The organism is Paenibacillus antri, from assembly GCF_005765165.1.
In the GTDB taxonomy this organism is placed as follows: domain Bacteria; phylum Bacillota; class Bacilli; order Paenibacillales; family YIM-B00363; genus Paenibacillus_AE; species Paenibacillus_AE antri.
In genome coordinates this window covers 1-26,848 of the sequence record NZ_VCIW01000010.1, presented here as the reverse complement: position 1 = coordinate 26,848, position 26,848 = coordinate 1, and the positions used below count along the sequence as shown (strand labels likewise).

Below are 26,848 nucleotides of genomic sequence, written 5' to 3'. Positions count from 1 at the left end.
GGCCCTATTCGTAACGCAACGATTCGATCGGCTGCATGCGAGCCGCCTTACTCGCCGGATACAAGCCGAAGAAGATGCCGACGACGGTCGAGAAGCCGACGGCCAGCAGCAGCGCCCACCATGACACGAGGAACGGCCATTGCGTCGCGACCGAGAACGCCCACGACGCGAGCAGCCCGATCCCGGCGCCGAGCAAGCCGCCCAATAGCGTCAAGATGACCGCCTCGATCATGAACTGCGCCATGATGAGCCCCGGCGTCGCGCCGATCGCCTTGCGGATGCCGATCTCCCTCGTGCGTTCGGTGACCGAGACGAGCATGATGTTCATGACGCCGATGCCGCCGACGAACAAGGAGATGCCCGCGATCGAACCGATAATGATCTGCAGGATCGAGAATACCTGCGATACCTGCTGCTGCGCTTCCTCGCCGGTCTGGGACAAATAGTCGGTCGGCGAAGCGTTGTGCCGCTTCGCGAGCAGCTCCTTCACGTCGGCGACGATCGCTCGCAGCTCTTCCGTATTTCCGGTGTTCGCGAGCAGCTCCACGTACCCGTACCGAACGGAGCCGGAGGCGCCGGGCAAGGAGCCGGACGGCGCGTAAGCGCCGTATACCGTGCCTCCCAGCCCGCTCAGCAGCGACTCCTCCGTCTCGTACACGCCGATGATTCTGTACACTCGCCCGCCGAATTTCAATCGTTGGTTCATGGCGGCCTGAGCGCCGCCGAACGCTTCCGTCGCGAACTTGTCCGCGACGACGAGCACCCGCTGCCGCGACCGTTCCTCCGCCGCGGTGAAGTAGCCGCCCGCCGCATAGTCCAGCCCTGCCAGCTTCGCGTACTCCGCCGGCGTCCCCGTCACGTCCAGCCGATATTCCGTCGAGCGGATCGTCGTCGTCAGGCGGGCGGACGTCGTGCCCGCGGCGGCGGCGATGCCCTCGAGCTTGCGGACGGCGTCCAGATCGGACGAGGTGATCAACAAATCCGCATCCGTCCCTCCCCCTTCGCCGCCCGGCAGCACGACGAAGTAGCCTTCGCCGTATTTCGCGATGTCGGAGACGATCGACGACTGGCCCGCCTGACCGATCGATACGACCGTCACGACGGCGGCGATGCCGACGACGATGCCGATGATCGTCAGGAACGATCGCATTTTGTTGCCTCGCAAATTGTCCAGCGCGATCGCCAAATTTTCGAAAATCGTCACGGCTCGCTCACCGTCCTCGTATCGGAGACGATGTCGCCGTCGCCGAACCGGAGCACCCGCTTCGCGTGCGCGGCGATGTCCGCTTCGTGGGTGACCAAGATGACGGTCGCCCCTTCCGCGTGCAGCTGCCCGAACAGCCGCATGATGTCCTCGGACGACTTCGCGTCGAGGTTCCCCGTCGGCTCGTCGGCCAGCAGCACGGACGGCTCCATCGCGAGCGCCCGCGCGATCGCCGCGCGCTGGCGCTGCCCGCCCGACAGCTCGTTCGGCCGGTGATGGACGCGTTCGCCGAGGCCGACTTTCCCAAGAAGCTCCTTGGCTCGCTCCGTCCGCTGCGAACGCGGCACGCCGCCGTATACGCAAGGCAGCTCTACGTTGCGCAAAATGCTCTGCCGCGGAAGCAGATGGAAGTTCTGGAACACGAAGCCGATTTTCTTGTTGCGGACCTGCGCGAGCCGTTCTTCGTCGAGCGTCTCCACCCGTTCGCCGTCGAGCGTATACGTCCCGCTCGACGGCGTATCGAGACAGCCTAGAATGTTCATCAGCGTCGACTTGCCCGAGCCGGAAGGTCCCATGATCGCCACGTATTCGCCTTTCTCGATCGTAAGATCGAGCGGCTTCAAGGCTTGCACCTCGACGGCCCCGTTCCGATACGTCTTCGAGACGCCTTCGAGCCGGATCATTCGTCGGCCCCCGTCTTCACGGCGTCCCCTTCGGTTAACCCTTCCGGCACGGGATACACGTAAGCGTCGCCCGCCGAGAGGCCGCTCAACACCTCGATGCGTTCGCCGTCGTCCTTGCCGACCGTCACCGGCAGCCGCACGGCTGCCCCGTCCGTTACGCCGAACACGTAAGCGTCCTGCCCGGAGTAGCGCACCGCGTCGATCGGGACGAGCACCCGCTCCTCCCCCGCGAGCGCGAATTCGAGCGTCGCCGCGAAGCCGGGCTTCGCCACCTCCGGCGGCACTTCGCCGCGCGGCAGCGACACCTCGATCTCGACCTCGTAATCGAGACCGTCGACGCCCGCCGGCCTAGCGACCGGGGACACGTACGTCAGCTCGCCTTCGAACGTCGTCTCGAACGCGTCGCCGGAGACGATCGCCTTCATCCCCGTCCGCACCTTGCCGGCGTCCAGCTCGTTCAGCGCCGCTTTCACGAGCAGCTGCGACACGTCGGCGAGCCGGAACGCTTCCGCGCCCGGGGACACGTAAGCGCCCGGCTGCACCGAGGCGCTCGCCACGACGCCGTCCGCCTCCGCGAGGACGACGGACCGCTCGATATTGCGCTCCAACGCTTCGATGCTCGCTTCCGTCGACGCCGTCTGCAGCGCGTACAGCCGCTCCGCGCTCTCCTCGGCGGCGAGCGTCTTCTCCGCTTCCGCGGCGTCGGTCTGCCCGCGCACCGCTTCGAAGCTGCGCTTGCGCTCTTGCTCCCGCGTCAACGCCGCGATCGCCAGCTGATTGCGTTCCGACTCGAGCTGTCTTCGCCATTCCTCGGCGTCGTACGTCATGAGCGGATCGCCCGCTTTCACCGCGTCGCCCGGCTTCGCGTGCACCTCCGCGACGCGTCCCGCCCGATCCGCGTACACCGTTCGTTCCGACGCCGGATAGAAGCGCCCGTTCGCGAACACCGACTCCGCGACGACGCCCGTCTCCGCCGTCGCCAGCTCCACCGTCAGGCTCGATCCGAGCCTCATGACGTTCACGGTCGCGAGACCGCCGACGACGAGAACGAGGGCAAGCAGCCATAGCCATTTCTTCCGCATGCAGCGTCAACCTTTCGTATGTAGAATTCGAATGCTCCGCGAGTTACGCCGCCGGCGCGGCCGGAATAAGCGCGAAGAGCGACGTGCCGAGACGAACGAGAAGCCAAGCGCCGACGATCCAGAACGCGACCGACTTCGGGGACTTCCGCATCATGACCGCGGCCCCGACGACCGTCAGCACGAGGCTCCACAGGCCGAACGGATCCAGCACGGACGAGACGAGCGTGAAGAGGAAACCCGTTTTCTCCGAGAAGAGAACCCCGCCGTTGAGCATGACGTCGGTGATCGAATCGGCGTCGAACGCCATCGCCAGCGCCGTCGTCAACAGCCCGCCGAGCAGGCCGGGGATCATCGAATACAAGGAAACCTTGGATAATTGCATGTACGTTCCTTCGCCGCGAACGATCATGTTCAGCAAGAAGAGCAGAAGACCGACGAAAAACATGAGCGCGGCCGGCATGACCGCTCCGGTGACCCAGGCCGTCACGCGGGAAATTTGGAGAACCATGTCCATCTCGGCCGCCCCGAGCGGTTGCTGCTGCGCTTCGAACTGAGCCAGCATCTCCTTCTCGATCAAGGGCCATTGCAAATACGTCGTCGCGACGGACAATGCGGACACGAGCAGAAGCGCGACGATCCAGCCCCCCCGTTCCCGAAGCCGCTCGAATGCCGCCGTCGGGGAGACTAATACTTGGAAAAATGCCATTTTCATCCCTCCATAGAAATCTACCTATCATTGGTAGAATTATAACATAGCGAGCGTCACCCGCTGCTTACCCATGGTATAATGGCACTTACAAAATCAAACGAGAGAGAATGTGGAGAACCCATCATGACGATCTTTACGCACATCCTGCTCAACAACGTCGTTCCGTTGTCCATCATGATCGGCCTCGGCGTCGCGCTGCAGCGCGCGTTCAAGCTCGATATCCGGACGCTGTCCAAGCTGAACTTCTATTTCTTCTCGCCGGCGATGCTGTTTACGATGCTGTATGAATCTACGTTCACGGCCGATACCGCGTTTCGGACGCTGCTCTTCTTCGTCGTGTTCTACGCGATGCTGATGGCCGTCGTCGAGCTGTTCATCCGCCTGCGCGGGCTGAAGGAAGGCATGCCGTCCGCGATGCGGAACAGCGTCATTTTCTACAACAGCGCCAACTTCGCCATCCCGCTCAACCAGCTCGTCTTCGCCAGCAACCCGTTCACGATGTCGATCCAGCTCATCATCATGGTCATTCAGAGCCTGCTGCCGAACACGTTCGGCATCTTCACCATCAACGCTCGGAAAATGGAACTGAAACAAGCGCTCAAAGTCGTCTTCACGTTCCCGGCCATCTACGTCGTCCCGGTCGCGCTGCTGATGAAAGGCTTCGACGTCCCGGTGCCTTCGCCGATCTATACGCCGCTCGAGTACATCGCGCAGGCGTTCATCGCGACCGCGCTGCTCACGCTCGGCGCTCAGCTCGGCAACATGAAGTGGAGCCTCTCGAAGTTCGACCTCGTCTTCTTCTCGAACGGACTGCGCCTGCTCGTCTCGCCCGCGCTCGGCTTCCTCGCCGTCTGGCTGCTCGGGTACGAAGGCTTGCTGGCCCAGGCGCTCGTCCTGTCGTGCGCCGTGCCGACGTCGCTCAGCAGCGTGCTGCTCGCGGTCGAGTTCGACAACGAGCCTGATTTCGCCTCTCAGGCGGTGTTCACATCTACCGTCTTCAGCATCTTCACGGTGACGATCGTGATTGCCCTCATCGGCGGGTTGTAAAAAAGGGGAAATCCCCGATCGCGAATTTACTCTTTTTGTTTCTTACCGCCCCGATATAATGAAACACAATACTTAAATCGCTTAACAGAGAGAACACGGGGTGTGGGAGAGTATGTTGAGAAAAGGACGCTTCGCCGGCCTCGCCGGCCGCTACGACCGCGCGATCTGGATTCGCCTCGTCGGCACCGCGCTGACGACTGTCGCGAATTTCATGATTCGCCCGTTCATGGTGCTTTATTTGTACGACAAGCTGGAGGGCTCGGTGCTGCTGCCGATGCTGATCGTCGGTCTGCAGCCGCTGACGTCGATGTTCGTCGGCTTATGGGGCGGCGGCCTCGCCGATAAATACGGGCGCAAGCCGCTGATGATCGGCGCGCTCGTCGTCAACGCGCTCGCGATGGCGGGCTTCGCGGTGTCTGAGGAGCTGTGGCATTTCGCGTTGTTTTCGATCCTGAACGGCGTGGGCATGAGCCTGTTCTACCCGGCGGCGAACGCGCAGGTCGCCGACATCGTCGGGCCGGAGCGCCGGGCCGAGGTGTTCGCCGCGCTACACGCGGCGTTCAACGTCGGCGCCGCCTTCGGGCCGATGCTCGGTTTGCTCGTCTTCACGTGGGAGCCGAAGATCGTGTTCGCCTTCTCGGCCGTCACCTTCGTCGCGTACTTGGCGCTCGTGCTTCGGTATATCCCTGAGACGCTGCCGGCGAGGACGGCGGGTTCCGGCGCGGACGCGGCGGGCGCGACGGCGGCCGGACCGTCGGAGCGGCTGACGTTCCGCGGCCACGGGCTGCTGTTCGCGATGACCGGGCTCGTCGTTCCGATCAGCCTGCTGTATGCGCAAGTGGAAACCGTGCTGCCGCTGCACCTGCAGACGATGTTCGCGGACGACTACAAGATGATGCTCACGACGATGCTGTCGATGAACGGACTGATCGTCATGCTGCTGCAAATTCCGGTCGCCCGCTGGACCGAATCGTGGGCGACGCACCGCGTGGTCTTGCTCTCGTACGGCCTCCTCGCCTGCGTCGCGCTCGGGTACGGCTTCGCGCCATGGTTCGCGTTGCTGCTGTTCGCCGAGGTCTTATTCTCCTTCGGCGAGATGCTGAGCGGCCCGCACCTGCAGAAGGCCGTCTCGATGATCGCGCCGGAACACATGCGAGGCCGGTACTTCTCGGTGTACAGCATGAACATGCAGCTGTCCCGCGGCCTCGGGCCGGTCGCCTTCGGCGTCGTCTTCGAGCTTTGGGGCGGCGGCGCCGCGTTCGGCGTCATCGCCGGCCTGCTGCTCGTCGCGGGCATCGCCCAGTACGCGCTCGTCCGCGGCATCTCGAAGCCGCGGAGCGCCGCGGGGAAGGGCGCGCTGAAGCCGGCCGCCGAGACGTGAGGCGAGAGGCGAGAGGGAAAACCTCCCTCTAATGATCTGTGTTCTCCCCTGAAGCTGCATATCAAACGGAAAACCTCCCGCTAATTTTGCTGAAACCGGGCTTTTCGCTCCAGTTCAGGCAATTTAGAGGGAGGTTTTCCCGTTCAGGCGTCCAAATTCGGCATCGGCCGTGGAATTAGAGGGAGCTTTTCCCGTTCGCGTGTCGAAGCAAAAACATAGACCCAGTCGGAGCTCGGCCCATCCGAGAGCCCCCTGGGTCTTTGCGCGTTTATCCGCCGATATACCGGTCATACAAGCTCTTCGCGCGCGTCACGTCCTCCGTGCCCTGTACGAGCGTCCGCCCGTCCGGGAACAGCACGAGCCGCTCCCCTTCCGGCAGCGTCGCGCGCAGCAGGAACGGGTTGCGCTCCACCGCGCACACCGGCGCCAACCGCTCCGCGAGCCGTTCAAGATCGAACGGCTTCGACGCGCGCACCTGCACCGTCTCCCGCCCGCACAGCGTCGTCGTCTCGCTCTCCGCCGCGTCGAGCGACGGGTAGCGGCGCGAACCGGCGGCGCCGCACGTCGGGCAATCGGGCTTCGAAGGCGGCAGCTTCATGTCGAACAGCTGATGCCGCCAAATCTCCAGCGACAGCAAGCTCTTCCGCCGCGCCTCCGAGGCGCCGACGAGCAGCTTCAGCGCTTCGATCGCCTGGAACGACGCGACGATATCGACGATCGGCGAGACGACGCCGATCGTATCGCACGTCTCGCCGCCGCCGTCCGGATCCGATCCGATCAGGCAGCGCAGACACGACGTCTCGCCCGGCACGAAGACGGCGGTCATGCCCTGTGAGCTGACCGCGCCGCCGTACACGAACGGCTTGCCGTGCTTAAAGCAAGCGTCGTTCAGCAGCAGCCTCGTGCGGAAGTTGTCCGTCCCGTCGAGCACGACGTCGACGCCGTCCAGCAGCGCCTCCGCGTTCGACGCCGTCACGTCCGTCACGACCGGCTCGAGCCGGACGTCGGAGTTGATGCGCGACAGCTTGCGCTCCGCCGCGACCGCCTTCGGCAGACCGGCCGCCGCGTCGTCCTCGTCGTATAACATCTGCCGCTGCAGATTGCTCTTCTCTACGTAATCGCGGTCCGCGAACCGGACGAGCCCGACGCCGGAGCGAACCATATGGCTCGCGAGGACGGCGCCGAGCGCCCCCATGCCGACGATCAACGCGCCGGAAGCGCCGAGACGTTCTTGTCCCGCCGCGCCGATCGGCGCGAATCGCATCTGCCTCGAATAACGTTCCAAATCCGCCACGGTCTCGCGCCTCCTCCCTTATCCGCCGGAGACGGCCTGCAGCACGCGCAGCTTGTCCCCCGCCTGCAGAGGGACGTCGAACCGTTCCAACCACTCTATATTATCATCGTTCAGGAAGAGGAGCACATGCTGTCTCAGCTTCCCTTGCTCCGTATAGAGGTGGCGCTTCAGCAGAGGGTAGTCCGTCGCCAATCGGTCGAGCGCTTCCCCGAGCGTCTCCGCTTCCAGCGGGAACCGCGTCTTTCCTTTCGTGCAGTCGCTGAGCAGCATCGGCACGCTGACCTCGATGATCATTCGTTACGCCTCCAACACCCAGGTTTTCACCGACAGGATGCGCGACAGCTGACCCGGAAGGCGCGACCACGTCCGCCCGCGGTCGATCGAACAGAACGCTTCGCCCGACGTCGTCCCGAAGTACAAGCCGTACGAATCCAGGCCGTCGACCGCCATCGCGTCGCGCAGCACGCTCACGTGCCGCTGTTCGTCCGGCACGACGTCGCCGACCGGCGCCCATGCCTCGTCGCCGCGCGAACGACCGTATACGAGCAGCTTGCCGTCCCGCATCGTCCGCAGCTCGCTGCTCTCGAGCGGCGCGAGAAATAAGTCGCCGTTCGGGGCGACGACGATCGGGAAGCCGAACGGCATATCGCCTTCTTTCATCGTCAGCCCTTCCTCGATCGGGAACCAGCTGTCGCCGCCGTCGTTCGATCGGAACACGCCCCCGTGCTCCTGCATGTAGAGCGTATCCGGGTTCGTCGGATCCAGCACCATCTTATGAATGCAATAGCCGACCTCGTCGTAAGGCTGGCCCGTCGGCACGCGGGCGAGGCCGACGTTGCGCGGGTGCCACGTCTCGCCGCCGTCCTCCGTCCGGAACACGCCGACCGCCGACATCGCCACCCACATCCGCTTCGCGTCCCGCGGGTCGACGAGAATCGTGTGCAGGCACATGCCGCCCGCCCCCGGGAACCAGTTCGGCCGCGTCGGATGCTTCGTGAGCGCGTCGAGCTCCCGCCAGTTGTCCCCTCCGTCTCGGCTGACGAACAGGCCCGCCTCTTCCGTGCCCGCGAACAGCGTCCGCGGCTCGCTCTCGTGCCCCGGCGCGATCTGCCAAATCCGGTTCATCGAGAAACCGCTTTCTTTCGAAAACGATGGACTGTTCTCGATCTGCGTCCAGCTCTCGCCGAAATCGTCGGATACGCGGATGGACGGACCGTACGCCGCATGCGACGTGCCCGCGAACAACCGCCCGCTGCGGCCGTCGCCGAACACGCTGTACGCTTCCCAGCCCGACAGGAACGGTCCCTTCAGGCTCCACTCCTGACGATCTTCGTTGGACTCGTAATAAAACACGCCTTTATTCGTTCCGACCAACACCAACACTCTCTTGCTCATGGGCTACCCCCTCGGGAAAATGGGTTCGTCTCCGTCCTCGCCAGTTGTTCTCTACCATTTCGACATGCGAACAACAGTTCCTTCCGGCGCGCGAAAATTATTTTCCAATTTAGGGGGGGTCCGCCTCACTAATACTCGATCATGACGACCGGCGTGCCCAGCGTCATTCTCCACAAGCCCGTTTCCGTATCCAGATGCGCCGCGGCCATGAAGTTGATCGCCCCGTCGCCTTCCCCTACCGACGCCGAGAACGAAGGCGCGCGGTAGCTGTAGCTGAACGTCGTTCCATCCTCGTACCCTTCGACGAGCGCCGCTCCGGCGGCGTCCGCCAGCCGAGGCCAGACGGCTTGCACGTCGGCGGGGACGAGCGTCCCTTGGACGTTGACGAACCAGTCGGCGTCCTTGCCGTCCAGCGCGGCCTGCCGTCGCTCGATCCAGCGGATCGCTTCCGCCGCGTCGTCGCCGCTCCACCGCTCGAGACCGCCCGGCGTGCGGACGCCGACGACCCAAAGCCGGCCGTCCTCGGCGATCCGCCCGTTCGCGAGCGCGTCGAGGCGCGCCGCGTCGTCCGCCGGCGATCCGGAGGAGACGTTCGCCGCGAAGGCGGGCATCCACCCGCCTAGCCCCGCCGCGCATATCAACGCCAACGCCGCTCCCGCCATCCATCCGGCAAACCTCTTCATCCCGAATCGCTCCCTCTAGTAACCGAAATCTATTACTAGAGAGGATGGCCAAGTTCCGCTAGATTTATACGGCTACAGCAAATCCCCCGCGGTCACGGCCGCGATTTCTTCCTCGCCGATCCAGAAGTAGAGCGCCTTGTCGGCCGGCACGTCCCAGTAGATCGACCGATCGCCGAGCAGTGCCGTTCGGGCGAGCGCCCGCAGGAAGGCGTCCCGTTCCCGCTCCCCCTCGGGCAGCGCGCCCGCGTCGAACTTCACGCCGAATTTCGACGATTCGGTCACTTCGTCGGCGTACGGGTCCAGCTCTTCTCCCTCGTCGTCGAAATACCCGACCGTAAACGCCGGCTCCGCGCGAAGCGCGCCCTCCGTCCGTTCCAGCTCCTTGAAGAACGCGGCCGTGTAGAAGTGTACAAGGTAAATATCCGTATGCTGGTGCTCATAGTACCCTCGGAACACGTCCTTCTCCGACCCGTCCGCCATCGGCACCGAAACGACCAACGGATGATCTTCGAGAAACGGCTGTTCCTGCAGGCTGTCCGCGTACCGCGTTCGGAGCAGCGCGACGTTCGGCGTCCCCGCGGTCGAGCCGTAATAGACGCTCAGCGTTTCGTTCCCGGCCGGGGAAGGAATTTCCGCGATCGCCCCGTAATCGACGTCCTGCGATGCGTCCTCCTCCCCGCCATGCGACCATACGACCGTTCCGCCGACCCGATCGAGCTCCTCCAGAAACCATCGGCGAACATCCGCCGGCGCGTCGTCGACGGCGTATTCCCTAAGGACGTACGCCGCCCGCTCGTCTTCGTCCGCGCGCTCGTGCCGGAGCGCCCACCCCGGAGGGACGGCGACTTTCTCGAAGGCGTTCTTGGAAAAGGGTTCTTCTTGCTCCGGACGTTCTTGCTCCGGACGTTCTTGCTCCGCCGGTTTCGTCTCCACCGACTCCACTGCCTCCACTGCCTCCACTGCCTCCGTAGTCCCGTCGGTCCGTCCCGGCTCCCGCTCGCAGGCGGTCAGCGCCCCCAAGGCGATGCCCAGCCACAACGCCGCGATCGCCGTTCGTACACGTCGTCGCTCCATCATCCGCGCCCCCTCCTTCTTCCTTCGGCTTCCGCCGCGGCGATCGTCTCGATCCCGAAGCGGATCGCCTCCGGTTCGACGCCCGCGAAGCCGAACGCGGCGGCGCACACCCATTCGCCGTCCCGCTCGTACGAGACGTCGGACCAGGCGACGCCCCGCGACGCGCACGCCTCGATCAGCGCCTCGTACGCGTCCCGCTTCCCCGTCCAGCGGGCGTACACATGCAGCCCCGCGTCCTGCGGCCGCGTCTCGAAGACGTGCCCCAGCTTCTCGCGCAGCGCCGCGATCAACGTCTCGTACTTGCGGCTGTACACCCGCTTCATGCGCCGCAAATGGCGCTCGTAGCCGCCGCTCTTCATGAACGCGGCCAAGGCCAGCTGCTCGACGAGGCCCGTCGGGTGCGGCTCGTACAGCCGCTTCAGCGCCGCGTACGCGCTCAAGAGCGCGTCGGGCAGCACCGCGTAACCGACGCGGAGCTCCGTGTACATCGTGCGCGAAAACGTGCCGACGAAGACGACGCGCCCCTGCGAATCGAGCGACTTCAGCGGCTCGACCGGCCGGCCGGCGTGGCGGAATTCGCTGTCGTAGTCGTCCTCGACGATCCACGCGTCGGCGCTAGCGGCCCAGCGCAGCAGCGCGAGCCTCCGCTCGAGCGGCAGCACCGCGCCGGTCGGGAACTGGCGGTTCGGCGTCGCGACGAGCAGCCGGGCTTGCCACGGCGCGGGGACGAGGCCGCGCTCGTCGACGTCGGCGTCTATCGGCACGCCGCCCGCCGCCAGCACCGCCCGGCGAATGCCGCCGTAGCCGGGCCGCTCGATCGCGACCGCGTCGCCGGGGTCGACGAGCAGCTGCACGAGCAGGGCCAACGCCTGCATCGAGCCGTTCACGACGACGATGCGCTCGACCGTCGTCGCGATGCCGCGCGCGCGGCCGAGGTGGCGCGCGATCGCCTCGCGCAAGGGCAGGCACCCTTGCGCGTCGTGGGCGGCGTCGGCGCGGCCCGCCGCCGTCTCCCGGGCCGCCGCGTACGCGGCCCGGCGCCACTCCGCCGCCGGGAACGCGGCGGCGTCCGTCCGGGCGGTCGTGAAGTCGACCGCCCAGCCCCGCGCCTCCCGCTCCCGGGGAGGCGCCAGCCCCGCCGCCAGGCGCGCGCCCCAGGCGGACAGCTTCGGCTGCGCCGACGCGGCCGCGCCTGACCCGCCCGCGCCGTCCGGCGGCGCGTAACAGGCGAACGTGCCGCGCCCGACCCCTCCCGCCGCGTACCCTTCGCCGGCGAGCAAATCGTACGCCGCGTTCACCGTCCCGCGCGACAAGCCGTACGCCGCGGCCAGCGCACGGCTCGAGGGCAGCCGCTCGCCGGGCGCCACGCGGCCGCCGACGATCGCGTCCCGCAGCGCGTGGTACAGCGCCATATATTTCTGCGGGTATTCCCGCGCATACCGTTCATACGACGTCAGCAGGTCCATTGGCCGCCCTCCGATATTCGAAATGGTCCAATAAAACCAATCTAAATTGGATCTTTTCCCCTGTCAATCCGAACCGTACAATAGGAGAAATTCACGCAAGCCGGGGGCGAAGCAGATGAGAAGAAGCACGTTTCACATGAAGGAAGAAGAGGAAATCGAAGCGTTCCTGAAGGAGATGACGTTCGGATTCCTCGGGACGCACGGAGACGACGGGTACCCGCACATGACGCCGATCAACTTCGTCTATGAAGGCGGCGCGTTCTATATGCACGGCAGCCGCGTCGGGCAGAAAATGAGGAACCTGAAGGCGAACGAACGCGTCACCTTCGCCGTCGCCAAGGAGTTCGCGCTCATCCCTTCCTACTGGAACGATCCGGCGATGGCGTGCCCCGCGACCGCCTTCTTTAAGTCGGTGTTCGTTCGGGGCACCGCAGTCGTCATCGAGGACGCCGCGGAGAAGGCCGCCGCCTTCGAAGCGTTCATGCGCAAGCTCCAGCCCGAAGGCGGGTACGAGCCGATCACCCCGGAGCATCCGCAGTACGCGAAGGAGCTCAAGGCGGTCGGCATGATCAAGATCGTCGTCGACGACATGACCGCGAAATTCAAGTTCGGGCAAAACTGGCCCGAAGCCCGCACCGACCATGTGTCGAGCGAGCTGGAGCGGCGGGGGCGTCCGATGGACGCCGACACCGCCGAGCTGATGCGGAAATATTGCCCGCATCATAAACAACAGGAGAGCTAGAGACGGCGAATCGCCCACCACGCCAACGCCGCGGCGCAGACGATCCATACGACGCAGACGAAGAGGGCGCCGACGCGCGAGACCGGCTTCCGGCCGCCCTCCGCGAGCCGGCGTTCCGCCTCTTCCCGGCATTCGCGCAGGACGGCGTCGGGCACGAGCCGCAGCGCCAGCCACACGCCGAGCGGCACCAGTACGATATCGTCCAGCAGTCCTAACACCGGAATGAAATCCGGTATCAAATCGATCGGACTGAACGCGTAAGCGACGACCGCCGCGGCCGTCGCCTTGGCGTACCACGGCGTATCCGGACGCCGAGCGGCGAGATACAAAGCGAACAACTGCCGTTTCAACCGTTTCGCCCAGGCGCGCAGCTTGTCCACGTCGATCCCCTCCTGGTTTTCCTTCTACTATACATCGGAAAGCCCCGGCGGAATACGCCGAGGCTTGTTTTCGTCTTGGCAGCAAGAGGGCGGATTCCCATGAACCCCCTTGCCGTTGTCGCAACATTTCCGCTGCGAACTCGGTCAATATAGATATGAGTGTGCGGATTATAACACCCGACGGGCCGTAACGTAATGCTTCTTCCACCAGCCCGAGGATAAGTCGCTCTTGCCGACCCGATTCACCGGAGAGCTGTGAATGAAATCGCCGTTTCCGATGTAGATGCCTACATGGTTGATCTTGCCGTCGTCATTCGTGTCGAAGAAGACGAGATCTCCCTTTTTCAAGTTGGACTTAGAGACGTATTTGCCTTTCTTCGCTTGCGACCTGCTTGTCCGAGGTAAATGATAGCCGTGTCTCTTATTGAACACGAGTTGGACGAATGAGGAACAATCCGAATACTTATACCTCGAATTCCATGGTTCCGCGCCGAACTTGTATTTGAAATCCCCGAGATACGTCTTGGCGGTAGCCGCGATTCTGGTCCCGGAAGCGGCGGCCGACGCTTGCGGAACGGCCAACATCACGGACAGCAGACACATGAGCCCTAGCAAAGTAATGCGTTTCATTTCCTTTTCCCCCTCCCGCCCATAAGGGTAACTTATAGAACCGGGAGGTTTAAACCATCAATTTTTGTCGAACCCGCCTTATATTACATAAATCAGAAAATTTTTCGTATCGATCAACGAAAAAAAAAGGTGCAGTCTCCTCGTTTTCTCGAGGGGCTGCACCTTTTTGCCTTCGCTTATTTGCCGACGAGCGTAAACACGCCTTTCACGACAAGCGCCGCGCCAAACACGATCATCGATAACGCGCCCACGATGTCGAGCACCGGCTCCAATCCGCCGAGCCCGAAGCTGCCCAGAGGCGCTTGGACCAACGTGTAGCCGCCGATGACTCCGCCTAGATAGGACCAGAATTTATCCATCCCTATCACCTCCCATCATGATACTTCATCATATGTGAGGTGTAAGCGCTGTATGTGGACAACTGCCTAGTCGGACCAAATATTTTGTCCTCGCAGGACCGAACGCAGCCTTCCAGCAAGGGGATATGCTCCGAAACTGAAAAATCCCCCGACCGTAAGGTCGAGGGATCGAAAATCCGATGTTATTCGTTTTGCCGGCTCGAAGCGGCGAGCCGCTCCATGATTCTGCGTTTGCGATACAGCATCTTCCCGGCTTCCGCCACGTCCTTGAGCGTTCCCCGGTTAATGTACGCCCCGAACACCATCCCCGCGATCGGCACGAGCTGGAACAGCTTCTTCCAGCCGAAGTTGTCGCGATAGGACGCCACGACCTCGCGCCAGCCTTGCAGCTGCGACATCGCGGTCCGTTCCCCGCCTTCGCCGCTCTGTCCGCTCCGCGCGGCCGCCATCTTGTCTAAGTCCTCCAGCACCGCCTTCTTGCCGACGATGTCCGACGACGCGAATTGGAGACACTTGACGACAAACTCGCGCTCATGCTTCTGCTGCGGGTCGTACCCGTAGCACAGCGCCATCTCCTGCAGCACCTTCAACGACAGCCCGAGCACGGCCGGGATGTCGATCGCCAGCGTGAACAAGCCGCCGAAGCCGGTCGTCGCGCCTTGAGCCGTGGCCAGATTCGCGCGGCTTTCCGCCAGCGCGTCCGCCGTCCGATCCATCGCGTCGAGCGGCGCCTGCCGCACGTGGTCGAGCGTGAAGCCGACGACGCCTTCCTTGCCCAGCGCTTCCTTCTCCACTTGACCTACGATCTCGCGCTCCGAGACGAGATATTGTCCTCCCGTCTGAATGAAGCTCCCGATTTCGTTCAACGCGATCCCGATCTTCTCGTGCACGATCTTCGGCGTCACCTTGTCGAGCATGACGAACGGCAGCCGCCCGAGCTTCTCCCAAAACCATAAATCCTTCTGTTCGGACTCCCAACGTTCGATGGCTTGCAGCTCCGAGCGCAAATACGCTTCGCTTTCCATAGTCGCTTGCATCGAATCCGCCTCCTGTTCCGATAATTGCGGCATGGCTTCCAGCTTTGAACATAGTATTCTCCATCCTACTACGCGCCATCCGCCGTCCGGTCTCAGGTCGCGGAGAAATCCGCTCGGCCGCGCGCCAGCAGCCGCTCCGCTTCGTCGAACGCCGCTTCGTAATAACGCTTCTCGTGCGGCACGAGGTCCGCCCAACGGACGACGATGTCCCGCCGCTCCCCCCGTTCGGGGACGGCCCGAACGGCCGGCGCGGTGGCTTCCGCGTCCCGCACGATCCGCCGCGCGTCGGCCAGCGTCATCAGCACGATCGCCGACACCTCGCCGTCCCGGAAGCGGAACGCCTCGAGCGGCAGCTCGCATACGTAATAGTGCACATGGCAAAACTCGCGATCGATAAATCCGTCCTTCCGGTACTTGTACGGCTTGCAGCCGGCGTACGACAGCGCCTCCCGAGGGACCGCGACGCCGAGCTCTTCCTCGATCTCGCGCGCCCCGTCCTCCAGCGTCTCGCCCGCGCTCAGGTGGCCCGCCGCCGTAATATCGAGCAGTCCGGGGAAATCCGCTTTCGATTCGTGCCGTTCTTGAAAATAAATCGTATCGACGCCATCGATCCGCCGCACGAACCAGCATTGGAACGTCTGGTGCCACAGCCCGAGCTTATGGACATCTTCTCGAGACCGCACCCCGAGCGGCTGCATCGCTTCGTCGAATACGTCCAGCATCTCCGCCACGAAGACGCACCTCCTTATCCCCTCAGTATACACGGATCGTCAGGAAACCCGGAACGCCGTCCTCCAGACGTACCGATTCGCCAGGAGCAAGAGGGCGATATACGCCCAGACGCCCCAAACCGCGTACGTCGACGCCAGATGCAATAAGAAGAACACGACGAGCAGCAGCATCAACGCGATCATCTCGATACCGCCTCCTTTCGCCCCGACGAACGATTCGGAAAACGGCGGCGTCTTCTTCGAAAACAAGAAGCACAAAGCCGCGTACAAACAAAACCCGAGCGCGACCGCCGCGAAGTGCGGCGCGAAGCCGACGCCGAAAATCGCGAAATACGCGACGCCGAGCAGCAGCGTCACCGGGGCCAAGAGGCGCGCCAGCGCCGCCTTGACCGTGCCGCGATACATCGCGCTCCGATCCGCCGACGGCGCGACGCGGAAAATCCACGCTCCTTTATACGCTCCGGAGTATTTCAACATATATAACACGGAGGGAATCATAATCCCCCCGAGATAGATCGACAGATGCCACCGGGTGCCCGCCATCTCCGCGAGGCTCATGTCCGCGAGGCCTTGGAACAGGAAGATGAACGGAAATACGAGCGCGAAGCCGAGCGACGGGTACACCTTGAGTTTAAATTCCCGCTCCGCCGTCAGCATCGACGACGCGAATCGGAAGAACGCCTGCTCCTCCCGCGACGCGCAGAGCAACCCGGCCAGCCGCCCCGACATTCGCCGCGAACCGCTTCGCCTCGGCTTGCCGCCGTGCGACGCCAGCTTGACGAGGCTCCGCTCGAATGCCGGCGCCATCCGCGCGTAGAGCGCGATAGCCGCGATCGGCACCGCGAGCGCCAAGATCGCCCCGGCCGCGGCGACCGTTCCCGTCGCCCCGCGAAGCAGCAGCTCGAACGGCGCGGCGAACCAGAGCGGCGGCAGCAGCAGATGCCAAGGGCTCGGCTCGAAGCCGGCCTGGAGATCCACGAGGCCGAACGATCTCGCCAGCACCTGATATCCCGCGGTGATCGCGATCGACAGCGCGATCTGCACGTAGTTGATCGTATCCTTCAGCCGCTCGCCGTCGAACCATCGGAGCAGCGCCGCGTACAGCATCGCCGTCGCCGCCACGACCGCCAGATCGATCAGCGCGACGGCGGCGAGGAACAGCGCCGCGAACCCGGGGCCGTGCTTGATCGTTCCCGCGACGAGCGGCCCCGCGATCAGCGCGGAGGTCACCGTCGCGAGATAGAGGAAGACGTGCACCGCCTTCGCCGCGCCGATCGTTCGCCGGTCGATCGGCTTCGTGCCGAGCACGTTCCGATCGCGCACGTCGAGCAGCACCGACGAGAAGTCGGAGATCATCGCCGTCGAAGCGAAAAACAGGAAGATGCCGAACACGAGACTCATCTGAAACCAGAACGCGTCCCCCAAGATAACGAACGGCACCATAATAAGCCCCATCAAAGCGTAAAGCCACAACGCTCCCGCAAGCACGTTCCGGTCGCGGCCGTCGTCCGCCTTAGCGTTATATTGCGAGAACGCCGTCGGCGACCGCCGGCGGTCCATCGTAAGCTTCGCCTGTAAAATGCGCCGCATGACGGGATAATTCACGCCGGCCAGCGCGAACAGCCCGCGGAACGCGTCAAGCGCCTTGAGCGTCGGATAGTCCCTCATGGCCGGCCCTCTTGCACGACGTCGACGAACCGCTCCGCTAGCTCTTTATGCTCGTGGAAGCCCGTCAACCGGTTGAAAATATCCTCGAGCGACCCCTTCTCGTTCTGCGCGCTCAACTCCTCGAACGTGCCGTCCGCCGCGACGCGGCCGCCGTCGATCAGGATGATCCTGTGACTGATCTTCTCCACGACTTCCATAATGTGCGAGGAGTAGAAGATCGTCTTCCCCCGCGCCGCCAGCCTCGCCATGACCTCCTTCACGATCAGCACGCTGTTCGCGTCGAGTCCGCTGAGCGGCTCGTCCAAGAACAAAATATCCGGATCGTGGAGCAGGCTGCAGACGATCATCGTTTTCTGGCGCATGCCCTTGGAAAACGACGAGATCCGCGACCGATACGCATCCCCCAGCCCGAACAGCCCCATCAGCCGCTCGGCCTTCCGCTCCGCTTCCTCGTACGTCAGCCCGTAGAGCTCCCCTACGAACGTCGCGTATTCCGCCGCCGTCAGGCTGTCGTACAAATCCGACACTTCGGGCACGTACCCGATGCGCCGCTTATATTCAAGATCGCCGTCGCCGACGCTCTTCCCGAACAGCTTCACCTCGCCGGTATAGCCCTCGACGAGGCCGAGCATAATTTTCACCGTCGTGCTCTTCCCCGCCCCGTTCGGGCCGATGTAGCCGATAATCTGCCCCGGATACGCCTCCAAGTCGATGCCGTTCAGTACGTAGCGGTCATCGTATTTCATGCGCAGGTCTCGAATCGATAGGACCGGTTCCTCTCTCATTCGTTCGCTTCTCCCTCCCGATTTGTCTCTAACTTACAATTCTACATTAGGAAAATAATTCCTCCCACGCGCCAGGCAAGGGTCCGCCGTCCTTTCTAACCTGATTCCCTTCCCTCAGGCGGGCTGATTGGTGGATTTTGTTATTTCTGTATCTGAAAAGAAGCCGACTCGCTCCTGAGCAGGGGAAATCAGGTTGGAAAGAAGCAAGGAGAAAGGGTCCCCTCCCCCCAAAAAAAAGAAGGCGCCCCCGCCCTTCGGCGTCGGACACCCTCTTCGCTCTACTCCGCCGCCCCGGCGGCGGCCGCCTGGCGGTCCTTGTACTGCAGCTGATGCAAGCGGTAGTAATAGCCGCCCTGCGACAGCAATTCGGCGTGGTTGCCGGTTTCCCGCACCTTGCCCTTGTGCATGACGATGATTTGGTCGGCGTGCTGGATCGTCGACAGCCGGTGCGCGACGACGAGCGTCGTTCGGCCGCGCGACAGCTCCGCGAGCGCCTCCTGCACGACGATCTCGGTGTCGGTGTCGATGTTCGACGTCGCTTCGTCGAGGATGAGCACCTGCGGCCGGAAGACGATCGCGCGGGCGAACGACAGCAGCTGCCGCTGGCCGAGCGACAAGGTGACGCCGCGCTCGCCGAGCAGCGTATCGTACCCCTCCGGCATCGACCGGACGAATTCGTCCATCCGGACGCGCTTCGCCGCCTCCCGCACCTGTTCGTCGGTAATGTCCGTCTCGTTCAGCCGAATGTTCGAAGCGATCGTTCCGGTGAACAGGAAGACGTCCTGCTGCACGATGCCCACGGCCCGTCGTAGGTCCGCGATGGGCAGCTCCCGAATATCGACGCCGTCGAGCAGGATGCGGCCCTTCTGGATGTCGTAGAACCGATTGATCAGTTGGATGATCGAGCTCTTGCCCGCCCCGGTCGCGCCGACGAACGCCACGGTTTGCCCCGGACGGATGACGAACGAGACGTCGCGAAGCACCCATTCTTCGCCGTTGTAGGCGAACCAGACGTTTTCGAACCGGATCTCGCCCTTCAACGGCTGCGGCAGCGCGACGGGGTTCGCCGTCTCGGTCATGGCCGGCTTCTCGTCCAGCAAATCGAAGATGCGCTCCGCCCCGACCATCGCCGTCTGTACCTGCCCGAATTTCTCGGCGAGGCTCATGAGCGGGTTGAAGAACTGTCTGACGTAGATCGTGAATGCGAACACGACCCCGAACTGCAGCGCCCCGTCCAATACGCGAAGCCCGCCGTACCAGAGCAGCAGGGCGACGGCGAGGTTGCCGACGAAGCCGATCGCCGGCTGGAAGATCGAGTTGATGACCGTGCCCCGCATGCCCGCCCGGTAGTACCCTTCGTTCAGCTCGTCGAACTGCTGCCACTGGCGATGCTCGCGAACGAACATCTGGGTGATGCGCATGCCGGACAAGTTTTCCGCGAGGAACGAATTTAACCGGGACAAGATCGTACGGGTGATCCGCTGCGCTTCCCGGATGACCGCCTTGTACCAGAACGTCATGGCGGCGAGCACCGGCAGCACGCACAGCGTCAGCAGCGCGAGCTCCGCGTTCAGGTAGAACATGACGCCGACGATGCCGATCAGGACGAGCACGTCCTTCACGAGCGTGACGAGCACCTGCGTGAACAGGTTGTTCAGCGCCTCCGTGTCCTGCGTCACGCGAACGACGAGCCGACCGACCGGGTTTCGGTCGAAGAACGACATCGGCATGCGGCCGATATGCCGGAACAGCTGGTCGCGGATCGTGTACAGGATGCGCTGTCCGGTGAACTGCAGCAGGTTCATCTGCCAGACGGACAGCAGCGCGGCGCCGACGACGGCGATCAGGAACAGCCCGCCGAGCCGCCAGATGGCCGGCGCGTCGCCCGCTTGGAACGCGTCGACCTGGTCCGGCGACAGCGCCGTCGCCTGCAGCGCCGAGCCGTCCTCGGTCGTCACGCTCGCCGCGCCGTCCGCCCCCGGCGTCACCTCGTACCCGCCCTCCGCTTCGGAGGGCAGCCATCCCGCGACGAGGTATGTGCCGTCGCCGGCTTCCACGATCTGCGCCTTCGCCAGATCGCCGGGCGGTTCCGCCGCGTCCCAGCCGACGCGCGCGTACGCTCGCTCCCCCGTGTCGCCGGGGAGCGGCTCGAAGCCGCGCCGCTCGAGCTCGGCGCGGGACTCCGCCGCCACCATCGGCTGGCGGTAGCCGTTGATATGGTCGTCGATGGCGACGCTGATCAGGAACGTCCGCCCGAGATCCGCGGCCACGACGAGGAACGCCAGCAGCACGCATAAGGCGAACGGCTTCCAATACGGCGTCGCGTACCGGATCAGACGCCCTAGCAGCTGCGAGTCGCCGAGCTTCGCGACCTCTCGTTCTTGATGAATGTCTCTCATCCGTTCGACGCCTCCTCTCGCGAATCCGTGCGGCGCGCTTCGTCGTCGAGCAGCTGCTTATGATACATGTCCGCGTAGATGCCGCCGAGCCGGACGAGCGCGTCGTGGTCGCCCCGCTCGACGATGCGGCCTTGATCGAGCACGATGATCTGGTCCGCGCGGCGCACCGACGAGATGCGGTGGCCGATGATGATCGTCGTGCGGCCCTTCATGACGCGGTCGAGGCCGGCGAGAATCCGGTCCTCCGTCTCGGTGTCGACCGCCGACAAGCTGTCGTCGAAGACGAGGATCGACGGTTTCTTGATGATCGCGCGCGCGATGCTGACGCGCTGACGCTGCCCGCCGGAGAGCGACAGCCCCCGCTCGCCGAGCGCCGTCTCGAAGCCGCCCGGAAACTCGACGATGTTGTCATACACCTGCGCGAGCCGGGCCGCCTCCTCGACTTCGTCCATCGAATGCGGCTTCGGGTCGAAGCTGATATTGTCCTTGATCGTCGAGGAGAACAAGAAGCCGTCCTGCGGCACGAAGCCGACGTTCTCCCGCAGCGTCTTGAGCGGCACGGTCAGGATGTCGTTGCCGTCGACGTACAGCGTGCCGATCGGCGGGTTATACATGCGGACAAGCAGGGAGACGAGCGTGCTCTTCCCGCTGCCGACCTTGCCGACGATGGCGAGCGAGCTGCCGCGCGGCACGTGGAGCGTAATGTCGCGCAGCGCCGGCCGCTTCGCGCCGGGGTACTTGAACGTTAAGCCGCGGAACGCGATCTCCCCGCCGATCCGCGCGATCGACTCGTTCGTGTCCGGCCCGTCGGTGACCTCCGGCGTCGTATTGAGAATTTCGAGCAGCCGCTTCTCCGAGGCGGAGCCCTTCTGCAGCGTGTTCATCACCTTGCCGATGCTCTCGATCGGGCCGATGATGAGCGTTAAGTACGTGTTGAAGGCGACGAATTCGCCGAGCGTGATTCCGCCTTCGAGCACCATGACGCCGCCGACGATGACGGAGATGAGGAACGAGACGCCGACGATGCCTTGGCTCGCGCCGTTGAACAGCGAGTTCGTCTTCACGAACTCCCGGTTCGTGTGCACGGCTTGCGCGTTGGACGCTTCGAACTTCGCCGTCTCCGCCTTCTCCTGCACGTACGCCTTGACGACGCGGACGCCGGCGACGAATTCCTGCACGCGGCTCGTCATGTCGCCGATCGCGCTCTGCACGTCCTCGGACTGACGCATAACCTTGTTGTGGAACCGATACGCCATGAACGTGAGCAGCGGCAAGGGCAGCAGCGTCAACAGCGTCAGCAGCGGCGAGATGCTGAGCGCCATCGCCCCGACGGTTACGCCGATCAGCACGACTGCCTCCGCCACCTGGTAGTAGGCGCCCATCGTCACCTCGCGCATGACGCCGACGTCGCTGACGCCGTGCGCCATCAGGTCGCCGACCCGCTGATTGTTGTAATACTGCACGGGTAGGCGCTCCCAATGCTTGAACAGATCGTTGCGCACCCGTTTCTCCAGCACCCGGGCAAGCCGGAACATCGAGATCCGGCTGATCGAGCGGAACAACGCCGTCCCGAAGGCGACCGCGGCGATGCCGAGCGCGAACGCCGCGATGCGCGCCGGGCCGAGCGCCCCTTCCTCGAGGCTGTCGGTGAACCGTCCCATGAGCGCCGGGATGAGCAGCTGCAGCAAGGACGAGACGGTAACGAGCGCGAAGCCGATCAAATACGACCACCGATGCCGAACGATATGCTCCCGAAAAATCGTCTTCCTGCCCAAACAAGCTTCCTCCTTGTCTCTGCCGTTCTGTTAGTGTGGCCTTCTTGAGCGCACGCCATTTTCACAAACTCTTCACATATCGTATTTGATATAATGGGTTCGTCATAGATACGAATCTAACTTCGATTGTCACAATCGTAACTTCGGGATTCGGCGGAAAGGACGTGGCGACTACGGATTTCCTACAGTTTAAGGCCCCGCCGCTTCCGCATTACATCGTCGGCGGGGAGCGGACGTACCCGGTCGGCAAGGTGCATCCGGCTGCGGCGAAGCTCGGCATTTTCAAGATGATCGTGGTCGTTCGAGGGAAGATCGCGCTCGCGGAGGGCGATAAGGAGTTCCGCGCGACGAAGGGGCATGCGCTTATTTTGCGGCCCGACCGGAACTATACGCCGCTCGAGCCGGCGAGGCGGGAGACGCAATATTTTTGGGTGCATTTCCAGACGACGGGGGTGTGGAGCGGCGCGACGGACGAGGAAGCGGGCCCCGGCGGGGCGCGGCTGTATCCGTACGACGAAATCATTCCGCGCCAGGAGCTGACGCAGCGCCGGGTGCAGCACTTCACGCTCGTGGTGCCGCAGTTCTGCAAGCTGACGTTCCCGACGAAGACGTACCGGAACATCAAGCACTTGATCGATCTGAACCGCCACCACAAGCCTTCGCTCATGTGGCAGCAGCAGACGATCTTCCAGGAGGTGCTGCACGACTTGCACGGCGAGCAGCAGTATCGCGCGACGTCGTCGTCGATCGCCCTCGCGGAAAAAACCGCTCAGTTTTTACGCGAGCGGTTTCGAGAGCCGATTCATTATCGGGAGATCGGGGAAGGACTCAATTTTCATCCGACGTACGTGGCCCGCTGCATGCAGCAGGTGTTCGGCGTGACGCCGCTCGAGTACTTAACGATGTACCGCGTCGAGCAGGCGAAGCTGATGCTGATCAACACGGACGCGCCGGTAAGCCGCATCGCCGAGGACGTCGGATTTTCGCATTTCTCGTATTTCACGCAGTGCTTCGCGAAGACGGAGGGCATCACGCCGAGCGAGTATCGAAAGAAGCATCGCTTATAGACTTTGCTTATGCGCGGGCGAGCCGCCACGATTCGGGCACTAATTTTTGCGCCAGCGCGAATATGGCCAGCGCGATGACGGGATGGAACGCCGCGACGACCGGCATGACGGCGGCGACGTTGGCGGTGAAGTACATCAGAATAATCATGAAGAAGAGGCCGAAGCTTTGCCACCGCATCCGCGCGGGCAGCTTGCCCGTGAAGGCGAGCGCCAGCATGATCAGCGGGATGAACTCGACGAAGTGGATGAAGCTCGTGTGGCGCGCCCAGTTCATCGCGTCGACGAACGTCGCGAGCCCGGCGAGCAGCACCTGGACGCCGACGCAGACGGCGAAGACGGACGCGAATACCGCGAAGGCGATGCGGGAGCCTCTGCCCTTTTCCGGGACGGGTGCGCCTTGGTTATCGGTTTGCATTGTGATTTTCCTCCTAGCGGAAATGTGTTGAATCTGTTATTGGCCTAGGATCATTGTAGCAACGACTTGTTGCGAACTTGTGAAGACGCGTTGCGAATGTCGTGAATTCGCCCGCTTCGCGGCCGCGGTCGGGGTATACTGTTGGGAAAACGGGTAGAGCTTTGGAGGCGTTGGTTTTATGGCCCATACGATATTGATCGCGGACGACGAGCCGAAGGTGCTCGATTTCATGGAGCCGTTCCTTCGGGAGGAAGGCTTCGTCGTGCTGACGGCCCGGACCGGGCGCGAGGCGCTGCGGCTGGCGCGATCGGCGAAGCCGTCGCTCGTCGTGCTCGACTGGATGATGCCGGAGATGAGCGGGATCGACGTGTGCCGGGAGCTGCGGCGGACGGAGCGCGTCGGCATTATTATGGTGACGGCGAAGACGGAGGAGACGGACAAGATCGTCGGGCTCGAGGTGGGGGCGGACGATTATTTGACGAAGCCGTTTTCGCTGCGGGAGCTGGCGGCCCGCATCCGCTCGGTGCTGCGGCGCATCGAGGGGCCGGACGCGTTCGGCGCCGCCGAGGAGACGATGGAACGCGGCGAGCTGACCATCTCCGAGGCGATGTGCCGGGTGTCGAAGCGCGGCGTCGACGTGCCGCTCACGCCGACGGAGTTCAAGCTGCTGCTGACGCTCGCCGCGCGGCCGGGCATCGTGTACAGCCGGCTGCAGCTGCTTTCGAGCGCGTTCCCCGACGACTTCCTGAACGACGAACGGACGGTGGACGCTCATATCAGCCATCTGCGGAAGAAGCTCGAGGACGATCCGTCGAAGCCGACGTACATTCAGACGGTGTACGGGTTCGGCTACCGGTTCGGCGGGGAGCGGTCGTGAGCCGCGGAAGCGAAGCTCGAGGCGCGGCCGTGGCGCGGCGGTTGGCCGGCATGAGCGTGCGGCGGCAGCTGTTTATCGCGATGGCCGGGATGGTCGTCGGGATGGCGCTCGTGTTTTCGTTCATCTCCCACGTCGTCCAGAGCGACGTGCTGGACGTGATGGTGGAGGCGCCGCGCAAGGAGCGCGTCGCTTCGTTGTCCGCCGCGTTCGAAGAGGCGTACGCGGAAGGCGGCGGTTCCTGGGGGCCGTCGTCTCCGGACGGCGGCCGGAGCCCGGCGGACGGGGCTCCGTCGGAAGCGCTTGCCGCCGCCGCTTCCCTCCTTACCCCGGCGGAGAGCGTCGCGCTGCTGTCGCTTCGGCGCGACGTCCGGTTCGTGGCCGGCCCCGTCGAAGCGCGGACGGTGACCGACTTCGGCATTCGGTCGGTGCTGTTCGACGCGGACGGGCAGGCGATCGGCTTCTTATACTTCTACGACGATGAGGTCGGCGAATTGTCGCGGCTGCGCACGGGGCTGCTGCATTCCACGCGGGCGCTCCTGCTGTTCGCGGTCGTCGTCTTCACCGCGATCGCCCTCGCGGTCGCTTTCTGGAAGGCGCGATGGCTGACCCAGCCGCTGACTACGCTGCTTGAGGCGATCGATCGCCTCGGCTCGGGCGACCTGGACGCGCGCGCCCCGGTGACGCGGCGCGGCGAATTCGGCCGCGTCGCCGAGGCGTTCAACGCCATGACGGAGCGGCTGCAGCGCACCGAAGAGGCGCGCCGCCACCTCGTCGCCGACGTGGCGCACGAGCTGCGGACGCCGCTCACGATCCTGCGCGGGCAGCTCGACGCGGCGCAGCAGCGCGGGGAGCCGCTCGCGCCGGAGCGGCTGCTGCCGCTGCAGGACGAGCTGATCCGGCTGACGCGGCTCGTCGACGAGCTGCATCAGCTGTCGCTCGCGGAGGCGAAGCGGCTTCCGCTCGAGCGGAAGCCGACGGATTTGCACGCGCTGCTGGGCCGCGTGGTCGAGCGCGTCGCGCCCGACGCCGAGGCGAAGGGCGTGACGGTGACGCTGCAGCGGCTGACCGACGACGTCGTGCTGTCGGTCGATCCGCACCGGCTGACGCAGGTGTTTTTGAACTTGTTCGTCAACGCCGTCCGGTACACGCCTTCGGGCGGGTTCGTGAAGGCGTACGTCGACGAGACGACGGCCGGGGGCGTGCGCTCGCTGCGGGTGACGGTGTCGGATACCGGCCCCGGCATCGCGCCCGAGCAGCTGCCGTACATCTTCGACCGGTTCTACCGGACGGACGAAGCGCGCAACCGCGACGGGGGCGGCATGGGGCTCGGGCTCGCCATCGTGAAGGAGTTCGTGTCCGCCCACGGCGGCGCGATCTCCGTCGCGAGCGAGCCGGGACGCGGCACCGTCTTCGCGGTGACGCTGCCGTACGAGGCGCCGCCGGAAGCGGAGTAGTCGGACTTTCTCCGACTATGCGCCCCCAGTGCGGCTCCGAGGGCAGTTTAGTCGGACTTTCTCCGACTATTCGCCCCCGGCGCGCTTCCCTGGGCGGTTTAGTCGAACTTTCTCCGACTATTCGCCCCCCGGTGCGCTTCCCAAGGCGGTTTAGTCGGACTATCTCCGACTATTCGCCCGCGGCGCGCTTCCCAGGGCGGTTTAGTCGGACTTTCTCCGACTATTCGCCCCTCGGCGCGCTTCCCAGGGCGGTTTAATCGGACTTTCTCCGACTATTCGCCCCTGGCGCGGCTCCGCGGGCAGTTTAGTCGGACTTTCTCCGACTATTCGCCCCCGGCGCGGCTCCGCAGGCGGTTTAGTCGGACCTTCTCCGACTATTCGCCCCCGGCGCGGCTCCGAAGGCGGTGTAGTCGGACTTTTGCAACTAGAATAAAAAGTGGACACCAGTTAAGAGACATTAAATAATGAACTTAACTAGGAGGTGTTCACATGAGTGAACAGCGGCAGAGCT

At 64.0% G+C, this 26,848-nt stretch carries 26 protein-coding genes; 6 read left to right on the top strand and 20 right to left on the bottom strand.

Features of this window, described 5'->3' with window-relative positions; genetic code table 11:
- Positions 1-4: 4 nt before the first annotated feature.
- The 4 genes from FE782_RS15710 to FE782_RS15695 are packed head-to-tail and all read right to left on the bottom strand — an operon-like array spanning position 5 to position 3,675.
- Entirely contained in the window at positions 5-1,204 is a 1,200-nt protein-coding gene (locus FE782_RS15710) for an ABC transporter permease (RefSeq protein WP_138195174.1), read from the bottom strand.
- Positions 1,201-1,887 carry an ABC transporter ATP-binding protein gene (locus FE782_RS15705; protein ID WP_138195173.1) on the bottom strand — a complete coding sequence of 229 codons (687 nt, stop codon included), beginning with the start codon at positions 1,885-1,887 and terminating at the stop codon, positions 1,201-1,203. Before FE782_RS15705 ends, FE782_RS15710 begins: the two co-directional genes overlap by 4 nt.
- Positions 1,884-2,969: an efflux RND transporter periplasmic adaptor subunit gene (locus tag FE782_RS15700; protein ID WP_138195172.1), complete on the bottom strand. Its 1,086-nt coding sequence runs from the start codon at positions 2,967-2,969 to the stop codon at positions 1,884-1,886. Before FE782_RS15700 ends, FE782_RS15705 begins: the two co-directional genes overlap by 4 nt.
- A gap of 43 nt (positions 2,970-3,012) precedes the next feature.
- On the bottom strand, positions 3,013-3,675 hold the full coding sequence (locus tag FE782_RS15695; RefSeq protein WP_158299412.1) for a YIP1 family protein: 663 nt from the start codon (positions 3,673-3,675) through the stop codon (positions 3,013-3,015).
- Positions 3,676-3,801: 126 nt separating this feature from the next.
- Here FE782_RS15695 and FE782_RS15690 point away from each other — a divergent pair, with 126 nt between their 5' ends.
- Positions 3,802-4,725, top strand: coding sequence for an AEC family transporter (locus tag FE782_RS15690; RefSeq protein ID WP_138195170.1), 924 nt, complete (start codon positions 3,802-3,804; stop codon positions 4,723-4,725).
- Positions 4,726-4,837: 112 nt separating this feature from the next.
- Complete coding sequence (locus FE782_RS15685; protein ID WP_138195169.1) at positions 4,838-6,106, top strand: MDR family MFS transporter; 1,269 nt, start codon at positions 4,838-4,840, stop codon at positions 6,104-6,106.
- 268 nt (positions 6,107-6,374) lie between these two features.
- Here the strand turns inward: FE782_RS15685 and FE782_RS15680 are convergent, their stop codons facing one another.
- The 6 genes from FE782_RS15680 to pdxR all read right to left on the bottom strand — a co-directional run bounded on the left by FE782_RS15680 (position 6,375) and on the right by pdxR (position 12,018).
- On the bottom strand, positions 6,375-7,400 hold the full coding sequence (locus FE782_RS15680; protein ID WP_238392509.1) for a ThiF family adenylyltransferase: 1,026 nt from the start codon (positions 7,398-7,400) through the stop codon (positions 6,375-6,377).
- 18 nt (positions 7,401-7,418) lie between these two features.
- Positions 7,419-7,694: a MoaD/ThiS family protein gene (locus FE782_RS15675; protein ID WP_138195168.1), complete on the bottom strand. Its 276-nt coding sequence runs from the start codon at positions 7,692-7,694 to the stop codon at positions 7,419-7,421.
- Positions 7,695-7,697: 3 nt separating this feature from the next.
- Positions 7,698-8,795, bottom strand: a complete 1,098-nt coding sequence (locus FE782_RS15670; RefSeq protein ID WP_138195167.1) for a WD40/YVTN/BNR-like repeat-containing protein — start codon at positions 8,793-8,795, stop codon at positions 7,698-7,700.
- Between the two features lie 128 nt (positions 8,796-8,923).
- Complete coding sequence (locus FE782_RS15665) at positions 8,924-9,478, bottom strand: YwmB family TATA-box binding protein (RefSeq protein ID WP_138195166.1); 555 nt, start codon at positions 9,476-9,478, stop codon at positions 8,924-8,926.
- A gap of 72 nt (positions 9,479-9,550) precedes the next feature.
- Positions 9,551-10,552 (bottom strand): hypothetical protein, encoded by a 1,002-nt coding sequence (locus FE782_RS15660; protein WP_138195165.1) that lies wholly within the window; start codon positions 10,550-10,552, stop codon positions 9,551-9,553.
- Positions 10,552-12,018 (bottom strand): MocR-like pyridoxine biosynthesis transcription factor PdxR, encoded by a 1,467-nt coding sequence (pdxR, locus tag FE782_RS15655; protein WP_138195164.1) that lies wholly within the window; start codon positions 12,016-12,018, stop codon positions 10,552-10,554. The genes FE782_RS15660 and pdxR overlap by 1 nt, the downstream gene beginning before the upstream one ends.
- Positions 12,019-12,133: 115 nt before the next feature.
- Between pdxR and FE782_RS15650 the strand changes: the two genes are divergently transcribed.
- On the top strand, positions 12,134-12,760 hold the full coding sequence (locus FE782_RS15650; protein ID WP_138195163.1) for a pyridoxamine 5'-phosphate oxidase family protein: 627 nt from the start codon (positions 12,134-12,136) through the stop codon (positions 12,758-12,760).
- Here FE782_RS15650 and FE782_RS15645 read toward each other — a convergent pair.
- The 9 genes from FE782_RS15645 to FE782_RS15605 form a co-directional block, all read right to left on the bottom strand.
- Positions 12,757-13,140 carry a YkvA family protein gene (locus FE782_RS15645; RefSeq protein ID WP_238392508.1) on the bottom strand — a complete coding sequence of 128 codons (384 nt, stop codon included), beginning with the start codon at positions 13,138-13,140 and terminating at the stop codon, positions 12,757-12,759. The genes FE782_RS15650 and FE782_RS15645 overlap by 4 nt on opposite strands.
- A 168-nt stretch (positions 13,141-13,308) precedes the next feature.
- The gene (locus FE782_RS15640; RefSeq protein ID WP_138195161.1) at positions 13,309-13,770 is read right to left on the bottom strand and encodes a C40 family peptidase; all 462 of its coding nucleotides are present in this window, start codon (positions 13,768-13,770) and stop codon (positions 13,309-13,311) included.
- Positions 13,771-13,946: 176 nt separating this feature from the next.
- On the bottom strand, positions 13,947-14,129 hold the full coding sequence (locus tag FE782_RS15635) for a hypothetical protein (RefSeq protein ID WP_138195160.1): 183 nt from the start codon (positions 14,127-14,129) through the stop codon (positions 13,947-13,949).
- A 182-nt stretch (positions 14,130-14,311) separates the two neighbouring features.
- Complete coding sequence (locus tag FE782_RS15630) at positions 14,312-15,166, bottom strand: EcsC family protein (RefSeq protein ID WP_138195159.1); 855 nt, start codon at positions 15,164-15,166, stop codon at positions 14,312-14,314.
- A gap of 92 nt (positions 15,167-15,258) precedes the next feature.
- Positions 15,259-15,888, bottom strand: a complete 630-nt coding sequence (locus FE782_RS15625) for an NUDIX hydrolase (RefSeq protein WP_238392518.1) — start codon at positions 15,886-15,888, stop codon at positions 15,259-15,261.
- A gap of 48 nt (positions 15,889-15,936) precedes the next feature.
- Positions 15,937-17,565: a hypothetical protein gene (locus FE782_RS15620; RefSeq protein ID WP_138195157.1), complete on the bottom strand. Its 1,629-nt coding sequence runs from the start codon at positions 17,563-17,565 to the stop codon at positions 15,937-15,939.
- Positions 17,562-18,350 carry an ABC transporter ATP-binding protein gene (locus tag FE782_RS15615; protein WP_138195156.1) on the bottom strand — a complete coding sequence of 263 codons (789 nt, stop codon included), beginning with the start codon at positions 18,348-18,350 and terminating at the stop codon, positions 17,562-17,564. The genes FE782_RS15620 and FE782_RS15615 overlap by 4 nt, the downstream gene beginning before the upstream one ends.
- Before the next feature lie 278 nt (positions 18,351-18,628).
- Positions 18,629-20,749 carry an ABC transporter ATP-binding protein gene (locus tag FE782_RS15610; protein ID WP_138195155.1) on the bottom strand — a complete coding sequence of 707 codons (2,121 nt, stop codon included), beginning with the start codon at positions 20,747-20,749 and terminating at the stop codon, positions 18,629-18,631.
- Positions 20,746-22,524, bottom strand: coding sequence for an ABC transporter ATP-binding protein (locus FE782_RS15605; RefSeq protein ID WP_138195154.1), 1,779 nt, complete (start codon positions 22,522-22,524; stop codon positions 20,746-20,748). The genes FE782_RS15610 and FE782_RS15605 overlap by 4 nt, the downstream gene beginning before the upstream one ends.
- Positions 22,525-22,688: 164 nt before the next feature.
- Here FE782_RS15605 and FE782_RS15600 point away from each other — a divergent pair, with 164 nt between their 5' ends.
- A complete protein-coding gene (locus tag FE782_RS15600) occupies positions 22,689-23,591 on the top strand; it encodes a helix-turn-helix transcriptional regulator (protein WP_138195153.1) in 903 nt (300 codons plus the stop codon).
- Positions 23,592-23,598: 7 nt separating this feature from the next.
- Here the strand turns inward: FE782_RS15600 and FE782_RS15595 are convergent, their stop codons facing one another.
- Complete coding sequence (locus FE782_RS15595) at positions 23,599-24,006, bottom strand: DUF6220 domain-containing protein (protein WP_138195152.1); 408 nt, start codon at positions 24,004-24,006, stop codon at positions 23,599-23,601.
- 178 nt (positions 24,007-24,184) lie between these two features.
- On the opposite strand from FE782_RS15595, the gene FE782_RS15590 reads away from it, so the two are divergent.
- Both FE782_RS15590 and FE782_RS15585 read left to right on the top strand, forming a co-directional pair.
- Positions 24,185-24,883, top strand: coding sequence for a response regulator transcription factor (locus tag FE782_RS15590; protein WP_138195151.1), 699 nt, complete (start codon positions 24,185-24,187; stop codon positions 24,881-24,883).
- The gene (locus FE782_RS15585) at positions 24,880-26,337 is read left to right on the top strand and encodes a sensor histidine kinase (protein ID WP_238392507.1); all 1,458 of its coding nucleotides are present in this window, start codon (positions 24,880-24,882) and stop codon (positions 26,335-26,337) included. Before FE782_RS15590 ends, FE782_RS15585 begins: the two co-directional genes overlap by 4 nt.
- Positions 26,338-26,848: the final 511 nt, after the last annotated feature.

Excerpts from the sequence above, each read along its gene's own strand:
- FE782_RS15705 (WP_138195173.1), bottom strand. The coding sequence starts at position 1,887 with ATGATCCGGCTCGAAGGCGTCTCGAAGACGTATCGGAACGGGGCCGTC.
- FE782_RS15700 (WP_138195172.1), bottom strand. The coding sequence starts at position 2,969 with ATGCGGAAGAAATGGCTATGGCTGCTTGCCCTCGTTCTCGTCGTCGGC.
- FE782_RS15695 (WP_158299412.1), bottom strand. The coding sequence starts at position 3,675 with ATGGCATTTTTCCAAGTATTAGTCTCCCCGACGGCGGCATTCGAGCGG.
- FE782_RS15690 (WP_138195170.1), top strand. The coding sequence starts at position 3,802 with ATGACGATCTTTACGCACATCCTGCTCAACAACGTCGTTCCGTTGTCC.
- FE782_RS15685 (WP_138195169.1), top strand. The coding sequence starts at position 4,838 with ATGTTGAGAAAAGGACGCTTCGCCGGCCTCGCCGGCCGCTACGACCGC.
- FE782_RS15675 (WP_138195168.1), bottom strand. The coding sequence starts at position 7,694 with ATGATCATCGAGGTCAGCGTGCCGATGCTGCTCAGCGACTGCACGAAA.
- FE782_RS15670 (WP_138195167.1), bottom strand. The coding sequence starts at position 8,795 with ATGAGCAAGAGAGTGTTGGTGTTGGTCGGAACGAATAAAGGCGTGTTT.
- FE782_RS15665 (WP_138195166.1), bottom strand. The coding sequence starts at position 9,478 with ATGAAGAGGTTTGCCGGATGGATGGCGGGAGCGGCGTTGGCGTTGATA.
- FE782_RS15660 (WP_138195165.1), bottom strand. The coding sequence starts at position 10,552 with ATGGAGCGACGACGTGTACGAACGGCGATCGCGGCGTTGTGGCTGGGC.
- pdxR (WP_138195164.1), bottom strand. The coding sequence starts at position 12,018 with ATGGACCTGCTGACGTCGTATGAACGGTATGCGCGGGAATACCCGCAG.
- FE782_RS15650 (WP_138195163.1), top strand. The coding sequence starts at position 12,134 with ATGAGAAGAAGCACGTTTCACATGAAGGAAGAAGAGGAAATCGAAGCG.
- FE782_RS15640 (WP_138195161.1), bottom strand. The coding sequence starts at position 13,770 with ATGAAACGCATTACTTTGCTAGGGCTCATGTGTCTGCTGTCCGTGATG.
- FE782_RS15635 (WP_138195160.1), bottom strand. The coding sequence starts at position 14,129 with ATGGATAAATTCTGGTCCTATCTAGGCGGAGTCATCGGCGGCTACACG.
- FE782_RS15630 (WP_138195159.1), bottom strand. The coding sequence starts at position 15,166 with ATGCAAGCGACTATGGAAAGCGAAGCGTATTTGCGCTCGGAGCTGCAA.
- FE782_RS15625 (WP_238392518.1), bottom strand. The coding sequence starts at position 15,888 with ATGCTGGACGTATTCGACGAAGCGATGCAGCCGCTCGGGGTGCGGTCT.
- FE782_RS15620 (WP_138195157.1), bottom strand. The coding sequence starts at position 17,565 with ATGAGGGACTATCCGACGCTCAAGGCGCTTGACGCGTTCCGCGGGCTG.
- FE782_RS15615 (WP_138195156.1), bottom strand. The coding sequence starts at position 18,350 with ATGAGAGAGGAACCGGTCCTATCGATTCGAGACCTGCGCATGAAATAC.
- FE782_RS15610 (WP_138195155.1), bottom strand. The coding sequence starts at position 20,749 with ATGAGAGACATTCATCAAGAACGAGAGGTCGCGAAGCTCGGCGACTCG.
- FE782_RS15595 (WP_138195152.1), bottom strand. The coding sequence starts at position 24,006 with ATGCAAACCGATAACCAAGGCGCACCCGTCCCGGAAAAGGGCAGAGGC.
- FE782_RS15590 (WP_138195151.1), top strand. The coding sequence starts at position 24,185 with ATGGCCCATACGATATTGATCGCGGACGACGAGCCGAAGGTGCTCGAT.